Source organism: Anaerocolumna sp. AGMB13025, from assembly GCF_029689925.1.
GTDB lineage: Bacteria > Bacillota > Clostridia > Lachnospirales > Lachnospiraceae > Anaerocolumna.
Window position 1 is genome coordinate 3,429,145 of record NZ_CP121445.1, and the last position, 21,954, is coordinate 3,451,098.

A 21,954-nucleotide genomic window follows, 5' to 3' on the forward strand; every position below is an offset into this window, starting at 1 on the left:
ATCCAGATTAACCCTGACTCTTAACTTCCATAATCTTATTACCGCTTTTTGTAAATCCATGTTCCTCCATTACCTTTGAAAATATTGTTTTCTCAACTACACCTTTTAACCATTTCGCTTCATCAGAGTGTCTGTTCTCTAGTATATCCTTTTGCAATTCTGAATAAATATCACAAAGTACCTGATACTCTGTTTTTTCTGACAGACAAGCTAAAACTTTTCTTTCGCCATAAGCCCGGACTGCTCTTTTTCTGTCCCGTTCGAGTGACTTAATTACGGTATCTCCCATACCTTCGCCTTCCTGTATTTAATTATTTATTTTTCCAACATTGATTTGAGAGTCAAAAGCCTCAAAAAACTTAATTAATGAATAACCCGGTATATATATTCATTTTGTCGTAGACCGGCTGACAAGGCTGTTTATGTCCGAATAGAGACTCAGCAAAAAGCTGAGCAGTGCGATGCTTTTTGCATCTATGAGGCTCTACAAAGGACATGCCGCAGGAAGGTAAGGTAGACAAAATGAATATATATACCGGGTTATTCATTTTACAACCTAAATTAAGCTTTTGACTCTCAAATCAACATTAAATAATCTAAATATCATTATACCATAACCTTCCAGAATAGTGATGCTTCTTTTGACAATTCCTTTTCAAGTTTGTACTAATTACAGTTTTATAAACTTTACTGGCTAAATATACAATATTTCACAGGAATATTAGAAGATACCTGTCTAACCTTCCACAAAGGCAAATTTATATAGCTGAATGGCACTTTTCCCATTGACCCTGACTATTTTAGGTGGTTTTGCATACTCAATGGTGATATGTTCACCTTCTTGGATATAGATTAAACCTCTTTTTTGCATTTCCTTAAATAAACTGATTTTTCTACTGTCAGGGAATACTATATAAACAGCACTTTTTTCATCTATTTTGATTAATTCGTAAATATCATAAGCTAATTGATCCAATTTGATATCAAAAGGCGGATCGCAGATTACCCTGTCAAATTTGTGGGTATATTTATTCTGGATATATTTTGTAAGTCCTTTGTTTAGATCATATTTCACATAGTTTAACCCCTTATTTTCCCGAAACCTGTTATCCCGTTCAAAAAGTACAACCTTCCTTTTACTCTGGTAAGCATATTGTGCTATGGAAGGAGTAACCAGACATGCAGTATACCCCTCACACAGCAAAGCCAGCTCTTTGGTGGTTTCCTGTGAAAAGAAATATTGCAGATATTCCTGATTCTGTTCCAGGTTAATGTATCCCTGGGAGTTCGTATAAGACAATTCTGCATAGGGAAATCTTAGTGAGTTTCTATGGGCATAGAGCCTGTCTATAACATTATCATTCATCAATGCCAGTATATTCTTTCTTTGCAGCTCTTCATTATAAGTTTCCTTTTTCTTAACAAACCTTAGCCAAATCCATACATTCGGATGCCTTTCTGAACAAGTATACCCTTGAAAAGTGCCGTACTCAAGCAGTAACCCCAGATCATCAAATAAATTCCAAAACTTAAGTATCCAAGCCGGTTTGGCAAGGATTATTAACCTGCCATTTTCTTTTAACCAATTACCGGCATTCATAATTGTTTTTTCAAAACGCTCCAATTCTATTCCTGCCTCAAAGAAATATCGGTTATTCGGCATCATATCTTCACACCATTGCTCTTGATTTTCTTTATCCTCATGAAAGCAATTGGAAATTACAACATCAAAAGAATCAAGCCCCATTTCCTGGGGATTATCTTCACCATAAAGGTAAACAGGCTGTCTGCTGCGATATCCTGCTAAGAGTTGTTTCGCAGTTTCCATCACAACAGGAAGGTTTTTATAATAATTATTTTTCTTTTCCTGATATATTATCAATCTATCCGGTGTATAAATATAGGAAAGGATTATAACTGCCATATCCAGTTGTGAACCGGTTACTAGTATTTTATCGGTTTCCAGGGTACATGCCATATTGCAAAACATTAAGGTTTCATATATATTACGGGTATCAGAACTGACCACCTCCATATTTTTCTGCCCAAGGGCCAATTCCAGTGCACTGATTACATCTGCTTCGGCAGCATAATTCATGTTTGATTCTATTTTCATAGTCAGGACCTCCAAATATTATTTGAGGCCTAACCATTAGATTATAACTATAGAACAGTTCGGGTTCCTGCCCTTATTATCTTAAAACCATAACCTAATTTATTTACAAGGAAAGCCTGCAATACATACTTATTAATCCCATAATAAAAAGATGAATAACTTTTATATTAGGTATCACCCTTGAGAATAAATGATTTAGTTAAGTTAATAATAAAGTTCCATACGCGGTATGCCTTTTAATTACCACTTAAATTAACGGCATACTTTCATTTTTATACCCTTTGTATATCGCAAGTACCTTGCAATACAGCCACTAAAACAAGTTGAAGAAACATACTGTGGCTTCCTTTCCTTTATAAATTTTCTTCAACCTTTGATAGAATCACACTATGGTACTGCCATTTTGTGCAAACAATGTATGAATCCTGGTTATCATTTCCATAATTTAGCTTTTTTAATATTTTAAATAATTTTGTAAAGAGGTCTTTCGGAAACCCCTCAGCGTTTCATTTAAATTCTTCTAGAATTCTTCGAGTGTAAAGATTCTTTCAAAACTATAAATTCTAAGATTATAAGTACCTGGAATGAATCCTTACCTTCATAGTTACAAATATAAGCTCCTAATCATAGTTCGATTATCCGGTTTGCAATATGGTAACCAAACCTCTCATCGTGTTCAACAAAAACAATGGTAGGGGTATAGATTAGTATGGCTTTTTCTAACTGTTCCCTAAAATATACATCCGTGAAATTTAAGGGTTCATCCAGAAGCAGCAGTTGATTCTCCCCTGCCAGGGCTCTGGCTATATCCGCTTTCTTTCGTTCACCGCTGCTCAAGGTCTCAAAGGGTCTGCTAAAGGTATCTGCCTCCACATCCAGACAGGCACATAACTCTCTCCATCTGTCGTTAAACTTGTCATTATAGTCAGCCTGGAGGAATTTGGTTCCGAATTCCGGTTCCTGATAGCTTTCTGAAATGATCAGATTTTCACTGTAGGAAATCTGATCGGACGGTAACTGTCCGCCGATCAGCTTAAGCAGTGTACTTTTACCGCTTCCGTTTCGTCCACGTATCCAGATTCTGTCACCGGAATTAATCTGAAGAGAAAAGTCCTTCAATAAAGCTACCCCGTCATATCCAAAGGTTATGTTATCAATGGTAACTAACTGAAAACTTTCGTGATTATTCTGATTAACAACCAGCTCCTTTGCCACTTCATAATTTTTAAGTAGCTGTTTCTTCTCCCTAATATTATTCTGCACGGCAAGTTCAGAGGCTTTTGCCTGGCGCATGAACTTGGCGGCTCTTGAACTGTTGCCCCGGTTATTGGTAGCATAAGGATTTTTTTCTTTTTCAGCTATAGCTGCCCAATTTCGATTGGTTACCGCTCTTTTCTCCAGATTAAGTATCTCTTTCTCAAGTCTGGCTTTTGTCCGGAACTCAAATAGTTCGCATTTATCTTTATTATCCTTCCAATCAGAATAATTACCTTTTGTCAGGGTAATATCCGCTTTATTAATAGCCAGAATATGATCGGTCACCTCATCCAGAAACTGACGGTCATGGGATACCAGGATAAATCCTTTTTTTTGCTTAAGATATCCCGACAAAGTCCCCTTACCTGCAAGATCCAGGTGATTGGTAGGCTCATCCAGCAAAACAAACGTATTCTTTCTTAAAAACAGAGAAATAATCAGCATTTTCGTCCTTTCTCCACCAGAAAGAAGATTAAAATCCCGCGCTAAAAGTTCTTCCGGTAAATCCATTTGATGGAGTTCCTTTTTTATCCTGCTCTCCATTTCATATCCGTCAGCTTGTATATACGTTTCCAATATATTCTGATATAAGTCAAAGAACTTTTCCTCATTTCGATTCAGGATTTCGTCCATCTTGTCTTCCATACTTTTCAGATTCCCGATATTTTCTTTTATAACATCTAAGGTTCTTGTATAAGTAGTTTGATAAGGATAAGGAAAATATTCTGTACGGACAGAGGTTTTAATCACTCCTCTATCCGGTATCAACTCTCCCTGCAGCAGTCTTAAAAAGGTAGTCTTACCCCGTCCATTCCGCCCGATCAGTCCCAGCCGCCAATCTGTATCCAGAATAAGATTAACACCGGAAAAGATTGGTTTAAAATAATCTGTATAATGATAATGCATTTCATTCATAATAATTTTCGACATAAACAGCCTCCTATTCTTCCCGGCAGCTATTACGACGAAAACGTCGTTTCATACGCCGGTTTAACCCAAATATACTTTGCTACGTAATTTAAAAATCCACATATCTGCAACCTCCTCTCTATATGCATAAAAAAAGAGCCCAGAAATATACTTGGACATAAAAATAGATTCATAATACAAGGAAAGTACAGAAATAAGCCTTCATCCCCTGGATTAATGGCTTATAAACTCTGTATTCATCGCATCTGAATCATTATTTTCGAATCCTCATTATATTCATGACCTCTTATTGGTAAAATTAGTAGAACTCTCTTTTACTATACTTCCAGTTTAATCAACTGTCAAATGTTTTTCGTAATTATAATTTTCATTACGTACTATTACCATTTTGCACTGCTTCTATTTCCTACATTTTGAACTGCTTCTATTTTGAACTATTTCTATTTCCTACTGTTCATCAGTTTTTTACGGCTGCTTCACTTACTTGCCCTGCTTATCCTGAAACTTATGATTAGCGGAGGAGGGAGCCGGTACACCGCTTACATAATTGCGGGTACCATAAACCGTCTTATTTTCATCTTTAATAGAATTTTTACTGCCATTATTCTGCGGGTTTGATTTTGCCTTCATTGCTTGAACCTCCATTTATATTAATATTCTTTTCTTATTATGTACAATTGAAAATAACCTATACATAGTTAACATATCGCTACGGTATGAAATTTCATTGCTATTTTAAGACTGTCTGTATATAATAGATACATTAACTAAAATAGCCTTATAAAAATGAATGGCAAGGAGATGAAAATGATACTTAAATACGCCTTAAAAGAATCCGTTGATACAAAAAAGAAAGTACTTCTTTTAGTTCTATCGGTTGTAATCCTATTAATTGGGATTCTTTCTTACCTAGTTTTAATAAAGGATACCACTCCGTCTTCTGAGCATAAATCCGATAAGGATCTGACTTTTTTTGTTGCTTCGGATATCCATTATTTATCAGATAAACTAACCGATCATGGAGCAGCCTATGAAAAGTTTGTTACTACCGGTGACGGAAAGGTATTAAAATATATTGATAGCATCATGGATGCCTTTGTCTACGATATAAAAAAGGAGAAACCGGATATTCTTATAGTCAGTGGTGACTTGACTACGAACGGCGAAAAAGCCAGTCACCTGGATCTGGCGGAAAAGTTTAAAACCATTGAAGAAAATGGTACCCAGGTTTTAGTCGTACCAGGCAATCATGATATATATAATCCCTTTGCAAGATCCTTTCAAGGTGATAAGCAGTATTTTGCAGATTACATCAGTGATAAGGATTTCAGTGAAATATATGGACCTTATGGATATGATAACGCTCTTTCAAGGGATGAGAATTCTTTAAGTTATCTGGCTGCTCCGTCCGATAAATTATGGCTGCTTATGCTGGATTCCAATAAGTATATGGATAATATCACCGTAGGTGTGCCCTCCGCCGACGGTCTGCTAAAAAAGGGTACCCAGGATTGGATTAAAAACTGCTTAAACGCTGCAAAAGAAAAGGAAGCCAATGTAGTAGTCGTCATGCACCATAATATATTAAACCACAGTGAAGTAATCAGAGAAGGTTATACGCTAAATAACAGCGGTCAGGCGTTAATCCTTCTAAAAGATTATCCGGTTAATTTAGTACTCAGCGGGCATATTCATGTTCAGGATATCAGTTCTGACCTAAAAAGTCCTGACCCACTGTATGATATAGCCTCCGGTGCTTTATCTGTATATCCGCACCTGTATGGTGTAATAAACTATTCGGCAGCCAATAACACCCTTAACTACCATACCCAAAGTGTGGAGGTAGACTCCTGGGCTAAAATCAAACATATTAAAGATAAAAATCTCCTGAATTTTAATACATATTCCAAGGATTATTTCGGCAAAGTTTCCTATAACCGAACCTATAAATCTCTGATTGATTCTGGCTATGCCGATAAACAGGCACAACTGATGGCAGATACGATAAGAACACTGAATTTAAGATACTTTTCCGGAACGGAGAACTTAAATGCAACGGAGGTTAAGAACTCGGAAGGTTATAAACTATGGCTTGATTCTCCTGACAGTTTTCGTAAATTTTATATTGAAAGCATTGTAACAGACAATAATACTGATGATAACCGGCTAACGATTCAATTACCGCAAATAAACAAAGCTCCTTCCAATTAGATCATTTATTAAAAACATGCCTATTCCGATAGTGCTTATATTATTACCTATTTGCTTTACTTATTCATTTAATACCGCCCTCTTCCTGCATGGCTACCGCATGAATTTACTTTAAGTTTACCTGTATTTAACAGAACCTGCATAGCACACAAAACCGTCAGGTGATATGTTATATATGTAAGAGAAACTATTCAGGTAAAGAGGTGAGGAATATGACCATGTTCTATGTTGTAGTACTTTTATTATTAACACTGTTCATTGGAAGTTCCTGGTATATACATGAAAAAAGAACTGGAAACAGATATGTCGATTCCTATATCTGGTTTGTGAAACTTCTAAAATAAAATACTAATAATTATGCTGCTTTCCTATTTCAGTTTAAGATCTGTAAAGCAGCATAATTATTGGGGGTACAAAAAAACAAGGGCAGTTTATTACCCTTGTTATCTTATACTAATTAGTTTAATTCTCATCTAACCGTTTCATATCTTTATTCATTCTGAATACAAAGCATCCAAGAACACCTGCTGCGGCAATACAAAGATAAAGCAACGCAATTCCGCTTCCGTTTCCACTACCGACAACTTTTTCAAAAAATAACTTACCTGCCGATACCCGGTGCATATATGGTTCAAACACGTTATCCGCCAGAAAACCGGCCGTTAAATTACCAAGGGGTATGGAAGTATACTGCAGGGTATTGCGTGCCGAAAATACTCTTCCCTGCATTGTAAGCGGTATTTTAGTCCTCATGATATATTCAACATTAGCTATTAATAAGGGAATTAGTATATTTCCCGCAAATACAGCGAAGGTCCAGACATAAAAATTGCGTCCGATTCCCAGTAAAGCATTGCAGATCAGAAAGGAAAATGTCATAATATTTAATATCAGTGGCACTCTTTTTGTTACCGGACGAAGCCTTGTTACAAGGATACTTCCGACTAAACCGGCAATTCCTACTGTACTGGTTACTATCCCCAACTGTACATCATTATCACCGCTTCTGGACAAAATCATTGGTGATAGAATGGAATTATAGACAGCTGCGATGAAATTTACAAAAGCCATAAACATGATAAGACTATGAATATCTTTTTTGCTGAATATATACTGTATTCCCAACCTGCATTTGCTTATTATGGATTCTGATGTATCAACGGTCTTATATACCTTCGGAATACTTACACAAACAAGTAAGGTTATCAGTGAAAAGAAAAAAGTCGAAAGGTCAATTAAGATTACAATTTTTAATCCAAAAAATGCATATAGGGAAGTAGCTGCCACAGGAGCGAATATTCCAGTAAAGGAATTAAAAAATGACCTTAATCCGCTGGTTTTCATTAGATTCTCTCTGGACACAATGAACGAAACTGCCACCTCAGAAGCCGGATTCTGAAAGGAATCCATGATACCCAGCATAAAATTAATCAGGTAAAGGTATTCCACCTTAAGGGAATGAGCAGACATCAGTATTAATACGCCAAAGGAAAACATGGCGGCTACCGTATCGGAAACCATCATGATTTTTTTCTTATTCCAGCTGTCACTGATGCTTCCTGCTATAAAACTAAGAAGTACCTCTGGAAATAAATAACATACCGAAAGTAAGGAAGTAGATAAAACCGACCCGCTTTCTTTATATGCCCATAAAACCAAGCCGAAGCTCGTCATTTTGCTGCCAAACTGGGATACAAATTGTCCCGTTGCAAACCAATAAAAATTCTTAAATTCGTTATTATTATTTTTTATATTCATTTTAACTTTACTCCTTTTCAATGTATAATTGAAAATGCAAAGTCAAAACGAGATAGGATAAAACAGAATGTTACTCCATGCAATCTCTATCTACTTGACTTTGCATGGAGCTGATACAACGCAGTTTTTCATTGACCGTTTCATTTAATGATTCCTCCCGGTAGTATTATTGTAATATTCCAGATATCCATATCCATACGATCTATCGATTTCCCGGATAAAAGGATTTCCAGTCAGGTTACTTTAATTGAGACTCCAGTTTCTATACTTATATAAAACTATTATACTATATTGTTTAATTTAACACAAAAGTTTTTTGGCAGAATTTATATTTTTTTAACTGTTTTTGTTGCTATTACCGGGATATCCGTACCGGCTGCCTTTTCTAAGATAACATCACCTATGTGTACCGGTGCTTTTACAGTACAGGATTTTATTTCACGCAAGCATTCAAAGATTTTATTTTTGGGGATATCTGTTTTGGTTTTTACAGATACAAGGGGAGCCGTACCATCAAGGACTTTGACGGTTGTAGTTAGGATCCTGGTTGGATTTGATATTTCTTTCCTGGCATAATCATCTCCAATCCTGCAGTTATTCCCGCTGATACAAGAAATTAGTCCATTCTCCCATTCAACAGAAAGCATGCAGCCTAACGGACAGCCGATACAGATTAATTCCTTCTTTTCCATTCTATCCTCCTGATTATAATCCTAAGATATTTTTAGAATTATATAATTTATGATTCGAGTGTCAATTCATCTGCAAATAATAGTATTTACAAGATAATTTCAGCGGTAATTGTCCTACTTATCTTCTATCTTTATTGTAATTTCTTTAAGAGACGGTTCTTTCATTAGCTCCCTTTTGACAAGCTTAATTTCCTCCATTTCACCAGGTGCCATTACCTTTTTCTTACGGCTGTGTACTTTTCGGTCATCAAAGTACACCGTAACACACTTATTCAGATATACATTTCCGACACGAAAACGTACCGTCAACTCTTCTTCCATCCGTTCTGGCTGGATGGTTTGGGGCACAGTATAACGAACTCCATAAGAAGGGATAAGACGAATCTCTGTCCTGGTTCCATCTTTCGGTGTATCGGTCTTTCTGACATATCTTGCAGCATTACGTCCTGCTATTTTTGCTTCTTCAGAAACATAATCCACCAGATCATGGACGTGCAGTACATTACCGCAGGCAAATATCCCTTCCAAATTTGTTTCCAGTAATTCATTGACCATAGGTCCATTGGTGACCGGATTTAAATGCACGCCCATACCTGCGGAAAGCTCATTTTCAGGAACTAATCCAACGGATAATAACAGGGTGTCGCAGGTCAGATGATATTCGGTACCTGGAATCGGCTTTAAGTTTTGATCGACTCTGGCAAGGGTAACTCCCTGTATGCGGTCTTTGCCCTCAATATCAATAATTGTATGGCTTAATTTTAAAGGTATGTCATAATCGTTAAGGCATTGGACTATATTTCGCTTTAATCCGCCGGAGTAAGGCATTATTTCTGCCACTGCTTTCACTTTAGCTCCCTCAAGTGTCATTCTGCGAGCCATAATAAGCCCAATGTCTCCGGAGCCTAAAATAACAGCTTCCTTTCCAGGCATAATTCCTTCCACATTCAGCAGCCGCTGTGCCGTACCTGCTGAAAATATTCCCGCCGGACGGTATCCTGGTATATTTAAGGCTCCCCTTGGTCTCTCACGACAGCCCATTGCCAATATAACAGCCTTTGCCTGGAGGGTAAACATGCCATCTGTTTTATTCATAGCTGTAATCTGTTTCTCGGCATTTATGTCGATTACCATGGTATTAATCTTATATTCAAGCTTTAATTCCAGAACGCGTTTTATAAACCTGTCGGCATATTCTGTTCCTGTTAATTCCTCTTTAAACGTATGCAACCCAAATCCATTGTGAATACATTGGTTTAAAATTCCACCTAGTTCCTTATCCCGCTCCAGAATTAATACTTTTTCGCAGCCTTCATTTCTAGCTTCAATAGCCGCGGCCAGACCGGCAGGACCACCGCCTATTATTACAATATCATACAATTTCATAATTTACACCCATTGCATATCCCAGGCTGGCCTGGGATATTGCCACAATTAGAATGTGTGAAAGATGCTCAGTGTGGCAACCTTTCTCATTATAAATTTCTTACACACTTAACTCCTGTCTGTTAGATAACGACAATGTCTAATAACCGTGATTCATTTAGGGATATATTATCATCTTTTTTAGCAAAGTTGGTTTTTTAGGCGTTAGCCACTGATTAATTTTATTAAATCAAAAGAAATCAAACCTGAAATCAAACCTGATTATTTCATAACTACAAGATAATATTGGATTTCCCGCCGGACTTCGTAATATCTTTGACATCTAATTTTAGTTCCCTTGCCAGAATTTCCATGGTTTTAGGCAGGCAGAAGCCTGCCTGGCAACGTCCGGAACCTGCCCTGGTACGTCTTTTGATTCCATCAAGTGTAGTCGCTCCCAGAGGTCTGTGGATTGCTTCTAAAATTTCCCCTTCTGTAACCAGTTCACATCTGCATACGACATTGGCATACGCTTTATTTGTTTTAATCATTTCCTTCTGTTCTTTTCTGGTTAGGCTTGCAAAGTTTTTAATTCCGGTACGGTTAGGTATAAAATTAAACTTTTGACCGGCACCAATCCTGGCAAGAACCAGATCCGCTGCAAGTTTTGCTATTGCAGGAGCAGAGGTTAAGCCCGGCGATTCAATTCCTGCTAAATCAATAAATCCCGGTGCATCGCTTATTTCTTCAATAATAAAATCATCCTTCTCTGCATGTGCCCTAAGTCCTGCAAAAGAGGTTATGATTTTATTAAGCGGCAGCGCTTGTGCACTTTTACAGGCTTTTTCAGCTATTTTCTTTAAACCGGGAGCTGTCGTAGTAATCTGTTCTTTATCCTCGATATCCTCAGCGGTTGGTCCTATTAACAGATTTCCATGGACCGTAGGGGTTACTAATACACCTTTTCCAAGTTTATCTGGCATTTGAAACAAGGTACTTTTTACATAACCACCCACAGATTTATCTAGCAGACAATATTCACCTTTACGTGGTATTAACAGCATTTTATGCTCACTCACCATGTTATGAATCCTATCCGCGTACACTCCGGCCGCATTGACAACCAGCTTTGCATGAAAGCACTCGTTATCTGTATTAAGGCAATAATAGCCATCACCATTTGATGATAATCGTTCAATACAGATAACCTCTGAATTAAATTGAAATTCTACTCCATTTATACATGCATTTTCTGCCAGTGCAATGGTTAAATTAAAAGGACAGACTATCCCTCCGGAAGGCGCATACAAAGCCCCTATGGCTTTATCAGAAACATTGGGTTCAAGTGTCTTTAGCTCTGGCTTATCTATAATTTTAAGCTCTTCTACACCATTGCTGATACCGTTTTTTAGTAACTTAGTAAGCTGTTCCCTCTCATTTTCATCAAAGCATAGAACCAGGGATCCGTTTCTCATAAAGGAGAAATCAAGTTCTTTGGCCAGTCCTTCCATTAACCGGTTCCCTTCTACGTTAAGTTTTGCCTTTAAACTGCCTGCCTTTGCGTCAAAGCCTGCGTGCACAATGGCACTGTTTGCTTTTGAGGTACCTTCACACACATCACTGCATTTTTCCAGCACCTTAATTTTTAACTCGTATTTGGATAATTCTCTGGCTGTGGCACACCCGATTACACCTGCGCCAATAATAATAACGTCATACATAAGAACCTCATCCTCCTTGTAAACCTTAAAAAAGAGTGTATCGCATTCTGCCCGTTACATAGTAAATCATAAGAATTCCTGTAATATAAGATAGAGAAATAAAAAAAAGCAAGCAAACAACATCTTTTGAAAAGACATTGTATTTGCTTGACTCCAATTCTCATGCAAAACACTATTTAATTAATTTGATAGTATCATAAGTACCATATAATTACAACTATTTTTATGTAAAATTTATGTTATAGATTTATGTTACGAATTTATATTATCAAGATATTAGGTATCGTATTATGAATTACTAAGTTATAAATCGATCTTACGAAGTTATATTGTCGATATATGCTAGTTATCGTGTTATAATAATATATTAGCAATCTATCTTATAAATGATATTATTACATAAACCATACATCCGGATTGGTGGACGAAATAGAAACTGCCCCGGCAGATAAAGCAGCCATAACATCCTCTTTATCAGAAATCAGTCCACCGGCTATAACCGGCATACTCACAATGCTGCTGATTCTTTTGATTACTTTTGGCATAACACCCGGAAGTATCTCAATGAAGTCAGGTTTTACAGCTTCACTTTGCTTTTTTATGTTTTCAAATGCCATGGAATCTATCACAAAAAAACGGAAGACAGTAAAAAGTCCCAGTTCCCTGGCATGTTTTATAAGAGCCTGTTTTGTAGATATAATACCGTCTGCTTTAGTATTGTGTTTAATATAATCGATGGCTATTTCTTTAGAACTTAGACCATTAATTAAATCGATATGAATGATTGCAATACGTCCGCTGTCTTTAATCTTATTAATAATATCATTTATTGTTAAGATATCACCAAATAAAACAAATATGATTTTACTTTCTGATTCCAGACATTTTGAAAGCCCGCTATAATCTTTTACTGCAGCAATTATGGGGCTCTCCTCCATCAAATCCATAAATATTCTGTTCATAGCTTGATTACCTCACAAATAAAAAGCTGATGCAGAACTTAAGTTTTATAACCATTCATTTGCCAATAGGCAAATCAATAAAGTAGATATTTATTTCCTTTGATAAACCTAATTCCTGCATCAGTTTTCTTAAAACTTTTATTTAAAAGATGATTTTAACCTTTTCTTTTGCGTATTGATTCATTAGTGACTCAGATTAATTACAGTAGCTTTCACTCTGGTCATTGCTTCTATGGAATAACGGATTCCCTGAGTACCGATACCGGATTTTTTAACTCCTAAGAAAGGGAAATGATCTGGTCCACGTTCCGTTTTATTATTAACTTGAACCGTACCAACTTCCAGTCGACTGGCTATATGGAAGGCATCACTTAGATTTTCCGTAAAAACGGAGCTTTGCAGACCATATTCGGATTGGTTGGCTAAATCAACTGCCTCATCCGCATTGTTCACACGTAGAATCGGTAACACCGGTCCAAAAGGTTCTTCCCAGGCCACCCTCATGTCAGTCGTAACATAATCAAAAAGGGTCGGAAAAATTAAATTCCCTTCTCTGGTTCCTCCGTAAATTAATTTAGCTCCTTTTGCTTTGGCATCTTCAATTAAATCCCAGACATAATCCGCTGCTTTTGTACTGATTAGAGGCACCACATCCACTTGCTTTTCCAGAGGATTACCAACCTCTAGTTTTTGGATTTCTTCTTTTAAATAAGCGATTAAACGGTCAGCGACTTCATTGACAACTAAAATCCTTTTAACAGCCGTACAACGCTGTCCCGAATAGGAAAATGCACCTGCGATAATATTTTTAGCAGCAAACGCCAAATCGGCGTCTTTTAATACAATTGCAGCATCCTTACCGCCTAGTTCCATAAGCAGTGGTACCATATGTGCCTTTTCCGATATACCAGAGCCAACTTCTGTACTGCCTGTGAAATTAATAAAGTTTATATCGGGATGGGTAACAACATAATCACCGATTTCACTGCCTCTTCCCGTCACAATATTTAAAACACCCTTAGGAAGACCAGCGGCTTCAAAGACCTTAACCAGTTCAATACCACACAAGCTTCCGGTGGTAGCCGGTTTAAATACGACCGTATTACCTGCAACCAGAGCCGGTGCAATTTTTGAAGTTGCCAGATTAATAGGATAATTAAAAGGTGAGATAGCAAGTACAACTCCCACGGGTTCTCTTGTTACGACTGCAAATTTTTCTTTATTAAAGCCAGAAAAAGTATCACCCTGAATACTTTCCCCATGTATGCTTTTTGCAGTGTCAGCCGTAAATCGAATAAAATCAGCTGTTCTGGTTATTTCGGAATGAGCGCTTTTTTTGTCCTTGCCAACTTCCATCATCAGCAGAACAGTAAGTCTGTCTGCCTCTTCCAATAACAGATTGGCAGCTTTATACAAAACTTCAGCCCTTTCATTTAAAGGTACATTCCTCCAGGTGGCAAATGTTTCTTTTGCCAGTTGAATCGCGCTGTTTACATCTTCTTTCGATAAAGCAAGAACTTCTCCGATGACAGAATCATCTAAGGGAGAACGTATCTGAATTGACTGTCTGCTCTCATCTTTATGTGATTGTTCTTTATCATAATTGTTTGTATTCATAATAACCTCCATCTGCCGCTTGAACGGCAATCTAATGCTGAGTATAAACTATCCTGTGTGCTTTTATCCGGTTTAATATACTATACAATCACCCTGTCACGATGGCCAGTAGTGATAACGAAACAAGGATGAAAAAAGTTAAAACTAAAATTCCTTGGTCACTATATGAAGTTCTTCCATGTTACGTATATTAACATTTGTTTCAATGCATTTACTTCACACTTTACTTCTTTCACCTCATGTATATTATGTACCGTTTATATTTATATTAGTTTATCTTATATCGAATGCATCGTTTTTGAAAGGGCACTAGATATAGTATAAGGATAACTCATAAGTTTATGTTTGTTGATAGGTTAATATTAGACTTAGACTCTTTATTTGTATGTGATTAAGTCACAAATGATTATGCTTTGCATATTATTATAATTTCTGCTCACTGACTATCCGCTCTAATTCCAGCAGTTCTCCCTGCGTAAGTTTTTGAAATTTCAGATATTCCGAAAAGAAAGTGTTTAACGATCCGTTATAAAACTTATTTAATAATGCCTTGGTTTCCGTGTTTTGTACCGTACGTTTGGATACCAGCGCCTTACACAAAAAACCGGGATCCTCTCTTTTTATGGCACCTTTATCGATTAATCGCTTGATTACCGTATAGGTAGTATTTTTTTCCCAACCGATGTATTCTTTTATAATTTTAGAGATATCTTTTGCAGCCAATACTTTATTTGACCACAACAGCTCCATTATATTTAATTCACCTTCATGTAGACGTATTTCATTCATTCTGACTCCTATCCGTACGTTATGTATATATTAATACGTACTTGCATCTATAAAATATCTATATGAAATTCAAATTAATGAATAAAAGAAAAAATAATATGTACTACCAGTGTAGAATTAATCAATAAAGGCTAACCTTTTTTATTTAAATTCATACGTTGTTCACTTTATATGGAACGGGACAACTTCTTAGGTTAATTAATTCTAAAAATAAATAGCGTTTATTTCAAACTCAAAAGATGAAAATTATTTCTTATGTTTTTTCCTATCATCTGATAAAAAGATCTAAGAAATAGCAGTATTTCTCTTAAAATAAGCATATTGGCAAAATCCTTGTTATATATAGTCTACCGTTGTCGAATAATAGTTTTAAGAATCAATGGTTGTAAACTACCAATGTAGATTACAACCATTGATACAATTCTACCCAAATAGAATTCAAATGTCAATAATTTTCCGCATCATAATAATAAAAAACATATGTTTTTATTAATTAAAATTGGAAAAAGTATTTTTAATAAGATAATAAAAGAAGCCTGTTCCAGTATTATACCGAAACGGGCTTTTATTTCCATGAAATATTAGTATAAATAGATATGATCTTCATAAGAATTACTTTTCAGCCTTAAGGCTAAAATTCCTTTGTTTGTGAACTTACCTTGCTGTTTCTTTAAGTTTACCGAAGGATTTGCTTGTTATAAATGAGTTATTTATAACATCAAATGCAGAATACGGCATAAATGGGCACATATTTAACGTGATTGGTATATTCAAAATTTCTTGTTGATATTTTAATGGAATCTGTGACTTTATCAAATTTCCTTCGGAATGTACTGACATTACGAGATCTGGTATTATCATTGGCCCGTACTTCAACAGGAATCAACATACCGTCTTTGTATAGGATAAAATCCAGTTTAGCCTGGGAATCCGATTCCCAGAAGTATAACGGATATCCATTCGCAGCCAGTCCCTGTGCAACATAGTTTTCTAGTAAACCTTTACGGTGCTGCTCCTTTAACTGGATACCCTGATATGTAATGATAGACTGTAATAAACCGGTATCCAACAGATATAGCTTAAAATTTAGATGATTCTGGTCTAAGTTATAACTCTTTAATGAATTATGAATGGAATCGGCTGAATCATCCGTAAGCTTGTCCATCATATCCTCCGTTAATTTATAACAGCACATACCATAGCAGCTATTTTTTATGTATTTTAGGGCATCTGAATATAATGCCTGGGTAGCACCTTTTCGTATCATCTTATATTGGAACTTACGGTTTTCTTTCATCAGCTGCTTATCTATGGTACCTAACATCTGGTTGATTTTTAGAAAATCCCCTTCTGAATTTTCTTTATAGCTTTCAGCCGTAAAAGAATTTAATAGAATTCTGTGCTGCTCTGAAACATTAAAATCAGCACCGGTATTGATATATTCATTCACTGCTAAAGGCATTCCTCCTACCGTTAGATACAGTTCAAATAAAGTAAGAAGTTCCTGATGTACGATATCTGGAATTTTTGTATTGGTTTTATAATGCACGGTAATCACTTCAATATACCATTCATTCCCTGTAGCGATTAAAAACTCTTCAAAATCCAATGGGAACAACTGCAGTTTATAAAACTGGCAGTCCATAGAATCAATCACCTGAGAACTTGATATTGCAATGATATGATAGGTTAATTTCGATTGGACTAATAAGTTAAGCACCTGCTCTATATCTGGACACCTGGTTATCTCATCCAATATAATCAAAACCGGTTCGTGGTATTCGGATAACTGAAAATAATCCTTCAAAACACAATCTACTGTTGAAGGATTATTGCAAAATAACCGGTCATATAGGTAAGGTTCCCTTTCAAAATTAATGTAGACTGATTCTTTATAGAAGGAGCTGGCAAAATCGTACACCAAATAAGTCTTGCCCACACCGCGTCCTCCGGTGAGCAAGATTGGACTTTGGTTCGATAATTCCTTCCATTCCAGTAATTTTTCAATCAGTTTCCTTTTCAAAGCAGAACTCCTTATTTTCTTAACTTTTCTAATAGTAACTTGAAATAATCCGGCAATGGGGCCTCAAATTCTACATATTCCTTCGTGGTTGGATGTATAAAACCCAATACTCTGGCGTGAAGGGCTTGTCCCTCCAGGTGAAAGCTGTCTTTGGATGGTCCATATATATCATCTCCCAGAAGAGGATGCCCGATACTTGCCATATGAACCCTGATCTGATGGGTACGTCCGGTCTGCAAGGAGCATTCAATATGGGCATATTTATTACTTAAATTCTCGAGTACCATATAATTAGTCACGGCACGTTTACCCTTTTGGTTAATAGCCATCTTTTTACGATCAATCGGGTGCCTGCCTATGGGAGCATCAACCGTTCCCTGCTCTGCTTTAAAAGCGCCGTATACAAGGGCATTATACTTTCTTGTTATGGAATGGACTTTCAGCTGTTCGGCTATAGACTGATGTGCTTTGTCGTTTTTACAGACCACAAGTACACCGGTTGTATTCATATCAATACGATGTACAATCCCAGGGCGGAATACGCCGTTAATTCCAGAAAGCTCATCTTTGCAGTGATACAGCAGACCGTTAACCAAGGTACCTGAATAATGCCCTGCCGCCGGATGTACCACCACTCCTTTTTCCTTATTTACGACGATGATATCCTTGTCTTCATAAATAATATCAAGGGGTATATCCTCCGGGTTAATCTGTAAGTCCACCGGAGGCGGCAGATTAATCAAAATAGAATCCTCCGGTGCTACTTTATAATTCGCTTTCACTGCTTTATCATTTACCAGAACCATTCCATCCTGAATAAGTTTTTGAATATATGATCGGGTCAGTTCCTCCTGGTTCTCTGCAATATATTTATCAATTCGGATACCGCTGTCCTGTGATTCCACAACAATATCAATAACTGCATTAATCATGTTTCTGTTCTTCTTTCCTGTTTAAGAAAGCAAAATCTTCATCTTTATAATAGAATAAGCTTAATACGATTAATAAGATAGCTGATATGGTTACATAACAATCTGCCAGATTAAAAATCGGAAAATCAATTAATTTAAAATACAGAAAATCCACTACATATTTTTTTATACTTCTGTCTATTAAGTTACCAATTGCACCCGCAGCAATAAATACCAGAATTAATCTCATAACATTATACCGCTTGCCGGCTGGAATTTTGGTATAAAAGTATATCATACCTCCCATTATGATTACGGTAGCAACAATTAATATACTGATTTTGCCGCTCATAATTCCCCATACGGCTCCGTTGTTTTCATGGTAATAGAGTTCAAATATATTAGGAATGACTGCCATAGGTCCATCTTTTAAATGTGCAGCCGCCAAGTACTTTGTTAACTGATCCAATGCTATTAATAAAATAAGATAAATCAGATGTCTGATTTTTTTCATATTGCCTCCAGTTACTTTTGTTTATAGTATTTTTTTATTAGTTTAAGATATAATTGATAGCATCAAGCATTTCGGTTTCCGTAACCGTTGTATCCATATATGCTTTTCCAATTTCGTCTAAGAGAATAAACTTAATTTGTCCTGCATCCATTTTTTTATCATGTAAGGCGGTCTTTAAGATATCCACGGCTTTGATACCGGACACAGTAGTGGGAAGATGGTACTCTTTAAGGGTGTTTACCAAATCGCTGAAATCTTCCTCTGTTATATGGTTACGTTTCCAGGATAAATAACCTGCTGCAACCATACCCACAGCAACACATTCACCATGGAGAAGTTTAAACTCCATTAACTTTTCAACTGCATGTCCAATTGTATGTCCAAAATTCAACAGCGCTCTATCGCCTAATTCCTTTGGGTCTTTTTCCACTACCTCACGTTTGATAAGGCAGCTTTTATAAATCATATCGAAAAGGGTATTTATATCCCGCTTAATAAGCAGCTGACGGTTTTCTTTTAACCAGTAGTAATACTCCCGGTCTTTTATCAGACCATGTTTAATGATTTCTCCAAAACCGGAAAAAAATTGTGCATCATTTAAGGTAAGCAGAGTCTTTAAATTCATATAAACAGATTTTGGCTGATGAAACGCACCTACCATATTTTTATAGGCAAGAAAATCAACTCCGGTTTTACCGCCGATACTGCTGTCTACCATAGCAAGCAAGGAAGTTGGCATCTGGATAAAGTTGATGCCTCTAAGATAGGTTGCTGCCCCATAACCGGTTAAATCACCGACAACTCCGCCGCCTAAAGCAATCAGCAGATCTTTTCTGTCAAAACCTGACTGTATTAATCTTTCATAGAGTTTATATACCGTATCCAGATTCTTGCTGTCTTCACCGGCAGGAAATGTAAAGGTTTCTACTACTTTTGCATAGTCCTTTACGGTTTCTATTAATTCATTTAAGTACAATTTGCTTAGATTGGAATCCGTAACAATACAGATTTTTCTTTCCTTTGTATTAAGCTTATTAAGTTCGCGGTACAAAAAGGTATAATCCTGTGCCAGGGTAATATCATAGCTTGGTACTCCATTATATTTGACCGTTATATTTGTGTTCATAAGGTTACTCCTGTTCATCCTCGATTAAATTGTAGAATTCAAACTCATCTTCCTCTTCTCTTTTGTCTAAATCGCTATTATTATAATAGTCAGTTTGGTTCGGTCTGGGGATATTGGGTTTGGCAGAATATTTTTTACTTCTTATCTCAGATGCCTTATTGCTACCGGCAGGATTATCTTTTGTTGAATTCTCCGAATCAGTATAACGATTCCCCTTTTGAGAGTTATTGACTAAATTAGAATAGCTATTCTCTTTATCTGAGTTATTTGCTAATTTTGAATACCCATTCTCTCTTACTAAGGTTGAATTTTCATTCCCTTTTTCTACGTTAGCCGATTGTTCGCTATCTATAAATGTATTCAAATTCGCTATATGTATCTGAAAGCTGTCACTTTCCAACAGCTCGCACTGAGCCGCCGCAAGATGCTTAAACTGCGCTTTGTAGGCTTCATACTGCCTGATTAGCTGTATGGTCTGCTGTTGAAGGTGGTTGAAATCATTTGAGGCATCTGCTAATATCAGCTGTGCTTTGCCTCTAGCCTCCGCTTCAATGGCTTTTGCCTGCTTTCTGGCCGTTTCTTTAGTTTCTTCTGCAGTCTGTTCTGCAAGAACCAAAGCTTTTTGCAACGTCTTTTCTATGGTTTTATAATAATTTAACCCCTCATTCAAAGTATTGATTTTATCACTTAATTCCATTTTTTCTTTATATAAGGTTTCATATCCTATTAATACTTCGTTTATGAAATTATCTACGTCTTTTTTATCATAACCAATTCCATTTTTAAAGGTTTTACTTTGTAATTCTATTGGTGTGATCATTTCTTTTCCTCCCTAATCGTATTTAAAAATTATAAAAAGTGTATCTTTATTAATATTTTTCTTTTGCCAATGGCGGACCTCATTATATATATTTTTGCAATACAACAAAATATCTTCCTTTTTTCGTCTGATTCTGCATGCCCTTATATATAAATTTTCCAAATCCCCGGACTGACACAGTCTCGTCTTCCTTTAGCATATAGCTGTTGGACTCCACCAATCTGCCGTCAACAAAGACCTTCCCCCCTGAAATCAGAGATAACATACTGCTTCTGGAGGAGTTAAATGCCAAAGCAATAATAGAATCCAGTCTGGCTGAAGATACGGAACCTTTTATATCCTGAAAATTAGGTTCAATTTCTGGTGCCTCCTGATTTATGATATTGCATTTGATATTGGTATGTTTAATTTTATCCAAATTATCTATAATAAACTGGCTGATTGTGGTTTCACAGAATACATATCCTTCTTTTTCCTTAACCAGTATATCTCCAATTTTACTGCGGTCTATTCCGAGATTCATAATTGCACCTAAAAAATCACGATGACTTAAATCATCGCTAAATTTTTTATTTAAGGGCAAAATGCGCACGCAGGTGATGTAATCTGAAAAAGCTTTTACAGAATCGTCTCCGTAAAAGCATAAAACTTTCCTTTCAGCTCCGGTATATCCGCCAAAAAGGTCATAATTTACATTAGGTATTTCTTTTTTCATATGAAAGAATATACTGGTTTCATTTAAGTTAAGAAAATCAGTATAGGCGCAGATACCTTTATTCTCAGCAGCTCTTGCTAAATCAATAAATCTTTTACGCAGAATCTGCTCTTCTTTATCGTTATTCATACCTGTCTCCTGTTAATGTTTTTGAATATCACACGTATTATTTTAGGATATAGAAAAATTCCTGCAGAAATAAGATAATAACAAAACTTATTATCGGTGATAAATCGGCTGCTGGTGTGTTAAAAATAGAGTGTTTCAACAGATAACGCACCGGTACCAGAACAGGATCAATTAAAACGGCTAAAAAACTCTTTATGCTGTGATTAATCGGAAACCAGGAGGTTATAACATATAAAAATAAAATCATCTCAAGTACAATAAAAAACACATATAAAGCATTATATAATAAATGAGCCAT

General features: G+C 36.3%; 19 protein-coding genes. 1 reads left to right on the top strand and 18 read right to left on the bottom strand.

Going from position 1 to position 21,954, the window contains the following annotated elements:
- Positions 1–7: 7 nt before the first annotated feature.
- The 4 genes from QA584_RS13975 to QA584_RS13990 form a co-directional block, all read right to left on the bottom strand.
- The gene (locus tag QA584_RS13975; protein ID WP_278269633.1) at positions 8–289 is read right to left on the bottom strand and encodes a hypothetical protein; all 282 of its coding nucleotides are present in this window, start codon (positions 287–289) and stop codon (positions 8–10) included.
- 447 nt (positions 290–736) lie between these two features.
- Positions 737–2,116 carry a hypothetical protein gene (locus tag QA584_RS13980; protein ID WP_278269634.1) on the bottom strand — a complete coding sequence of 460 codons (1,380 nt, stop codon included), beginning with the start codon at positions 2,114–2,116 and terminating at the stop codon, positions 737–739.
- A gap of 624 nt (positions 2,117–2,740) precedes the next feature.
- Positions 2,741–4,303: a ribosomal protection-like ABC-F family protein gene (gene abc-f, locus QA584_RS13985; protein ID WP_278269635.1), complete on the bottom strand. Its 1,563-nt coding sequence runs from the start codon at positions 4,301–4,303 to the stop codon at positions 2,741–2,743.
- Positions 4,304–4,783: 480 nt separating this feature from the next.
- Positions 4,784–4,933, bottom strand: coding sequence for a hypothetical protein (locus QA584_RS13990; RefSeq protein WP_278269636.1), 150 nt, complete (start codon positions 4,931–4,933; stop codon positions 4,784–4,786).
- Between the two features lie 177 nt (positions 4,934–5,110).
- Here QA584_RS13990 and QA584_RS13995 point away from each other — a divergent pair, with 177 nt between their 5' ends.
- Positions 5,111–6,514, top strand: coding sequence for a metallophosphoesterase (locus tag QA584_RS13995; RefSeq protein ID WP_278269637.1), 1,404 nt, complete (start codon positions 5,111–5,113; stop codon positions 6,512–6,514).
- Between the two features lie 462 nt (positions 6,515–6,976).
- On the opposite strand, the gene QA584_RS14000 is transcribed toward QA584_RS13995, so the two are convergent.
- The 14 genes from QA584_RS14000 to QA584_RS14065 form a co-directional block, all read right to left on the bottom strand.
- Positions 6,977–8,272, bottom strand: a complete 1,296-nt coding sequence (locus QA584_RS14000; protein WP_278269638.1) for an MFS transporter — start codon at positions 8,270–8,272, stop codon at positions 6,977–6,979.
- Positions 8,273–8,598: 326 nt separating this feature from the next.
- A complete protein-coding gene (locus tag QA584_RS14005) occupies positions 8,599–8,964 on the bottom strand; it encodes a DUF1667 domain-containing protein (RefSeq protein ID WP_278269639.1) in 366 nt (121 codons plus the stop codon).
- Between the two features lie 114 nt (positions 8,965–9,078).
- The gene (locus QA584_RS14010) at positions 9,079–10,350 is read right to left on the bottom strand and encodes an NAD(P)/FAD-dependent oxidoreductase (protein ID WP_278269640.1); all 1,272 of its coding nucleotides are present in this window, start codon (positions 10,348–10,350) and stop codon (positions 9,079–9,081) included.
- Between the two features lie 272 nt (positions 10,351–10,622).
- Positions 10,623–12,050, bottom strand: coding sequence for an NAD(P)/FAD-dependent oxidoreductase (locus tag QA584_RS14015; protein WP_278269641.1), 1,428 nt, complete (start codon positions 12,048–12,050; stop codon positions 10,623–10,625).
- 395 nt (positions 12,051–12,445) lie between these two features.
- Positions 12,446–13,012: a glycerol-3-phosphate responsive antiterminator gene (locus tag QA584_RS14020; protein WP_278269642.1), complete on the bottom strand. Its 567-nt coding sequence runs from the start codon at positions 13,010–13,012 to the stop codon at positions 12,446–12,448.
- Positions 13,013–13,195: 183 nt separating this feature from the next.
- Positions 13,196–14,629: an NADP-dependent glyceraldehyde-3-phosphate dehydrogenase gene (locus QA584_RS14025; RefSeq protein WP_278269643.1), complete on the bottom strand. Its 1,434-nt coding sequence runs from the start codon at positions 14,627–14,629 to the stop codon at positions 13,196–13,198.
- Positions 14,630–15,052: 423 nt separating this feature from the next.
- On the bottom strand, positions 15,053–15,418 hold the full coding sequence (locus QA584_RS14030; RefSeq protein ID WP_278269644.1) for a BlaI/MecI/CopY family transcriptional regulator: 366 nt from the start codon (positions 15,416–15,418) through the stop codon (positions 15,053–15,055).
- 718 nt (positions 15,419–16,136) lie between these two features.
- Positions 16,137–17,441 carry an ATP-binding protein gene (locus tag QA584_RS14035; protein ID WP_278269645.1) on the bottom strand — a complete coding sequence of 435 codons (1,305 nt, stop codon included), beginning with the start codon at positions 17,439–17,441 and terminating at the stop codon, positions 16,137–16,139.
- A gap of 11 nt (positions 17,442–17,452) precedes the next feature.
- The gene (locus QA584_RS14040; protein ID WP_278269646.1) at positions 17,453–18,373 is read right to left on the bottom strand and encodes an RluA family pseudouridine synthase; all 921 of its coding nucleotides are present in this window, start codon (positions 18,371–18,373) and stop codon (positions 17,453–17,455) included.
- Positions 18,366–18,866: a signal peptidase II gene (lspA, locus tag QA584_RS14045; protein ID WP_278269647.1), complete on the bottom strand. Its 501-nt coding sequence runs from the start codon at positions 18,864–18,866 to the stop codon at positions 18,366–18,368. Before lspA ends, QA584_RS14040 begins: the two co-directional genes overlap by 8 nt.
- Before the next feature lie 37 nt (positions 18,867–18,903).
- Complete coding sequence (aroB, locus tag QA584_RS14050; RefSeq protein WP_278269648.1) at positions 18,904–19,992, bottom strand: 3-dehydroquinate synthase; 1,089 nt, start codon at positions 19,990–19,992, stop codon at positions 18,904–18,906.
- 4 nt (positions 19,993–19,996) lie between these two features.
- On the bottom strand, positions 19,997–20,812 hold the full coding sequence (locus QA584_RS14055) for a DivIVA domain-containing protein (RefSeq protein ID WP_278269649.1): 816 nt from the start codon (positions 20,810–20,812) through the stop codon (positions 19,997–19,999).
- An 82-nt stretch (positions 20,813–20,894) separates the two neighbouring features.
- Complete coding sequence (locus QA584_RS14060; RefSeq protein ID WP_278269651.1) at positions 20,895–21,656, bottom strand: YlmH family RNA-binding protein; 762 nt, start codon at positions 21,654–21,656, stop codon at positions 20,895–20,897.
- Between the two features lie 37 nt (positions 21,657–21,693).
- Complete coding sequence (locus QA584_RS14065; protein ID WP_278269653.1) at positions 21,694–21,954, bottom strand: YggT family protein; 261 nt, start codon at positions 21,952–21,954, stop codon at positions 21,694–21,696.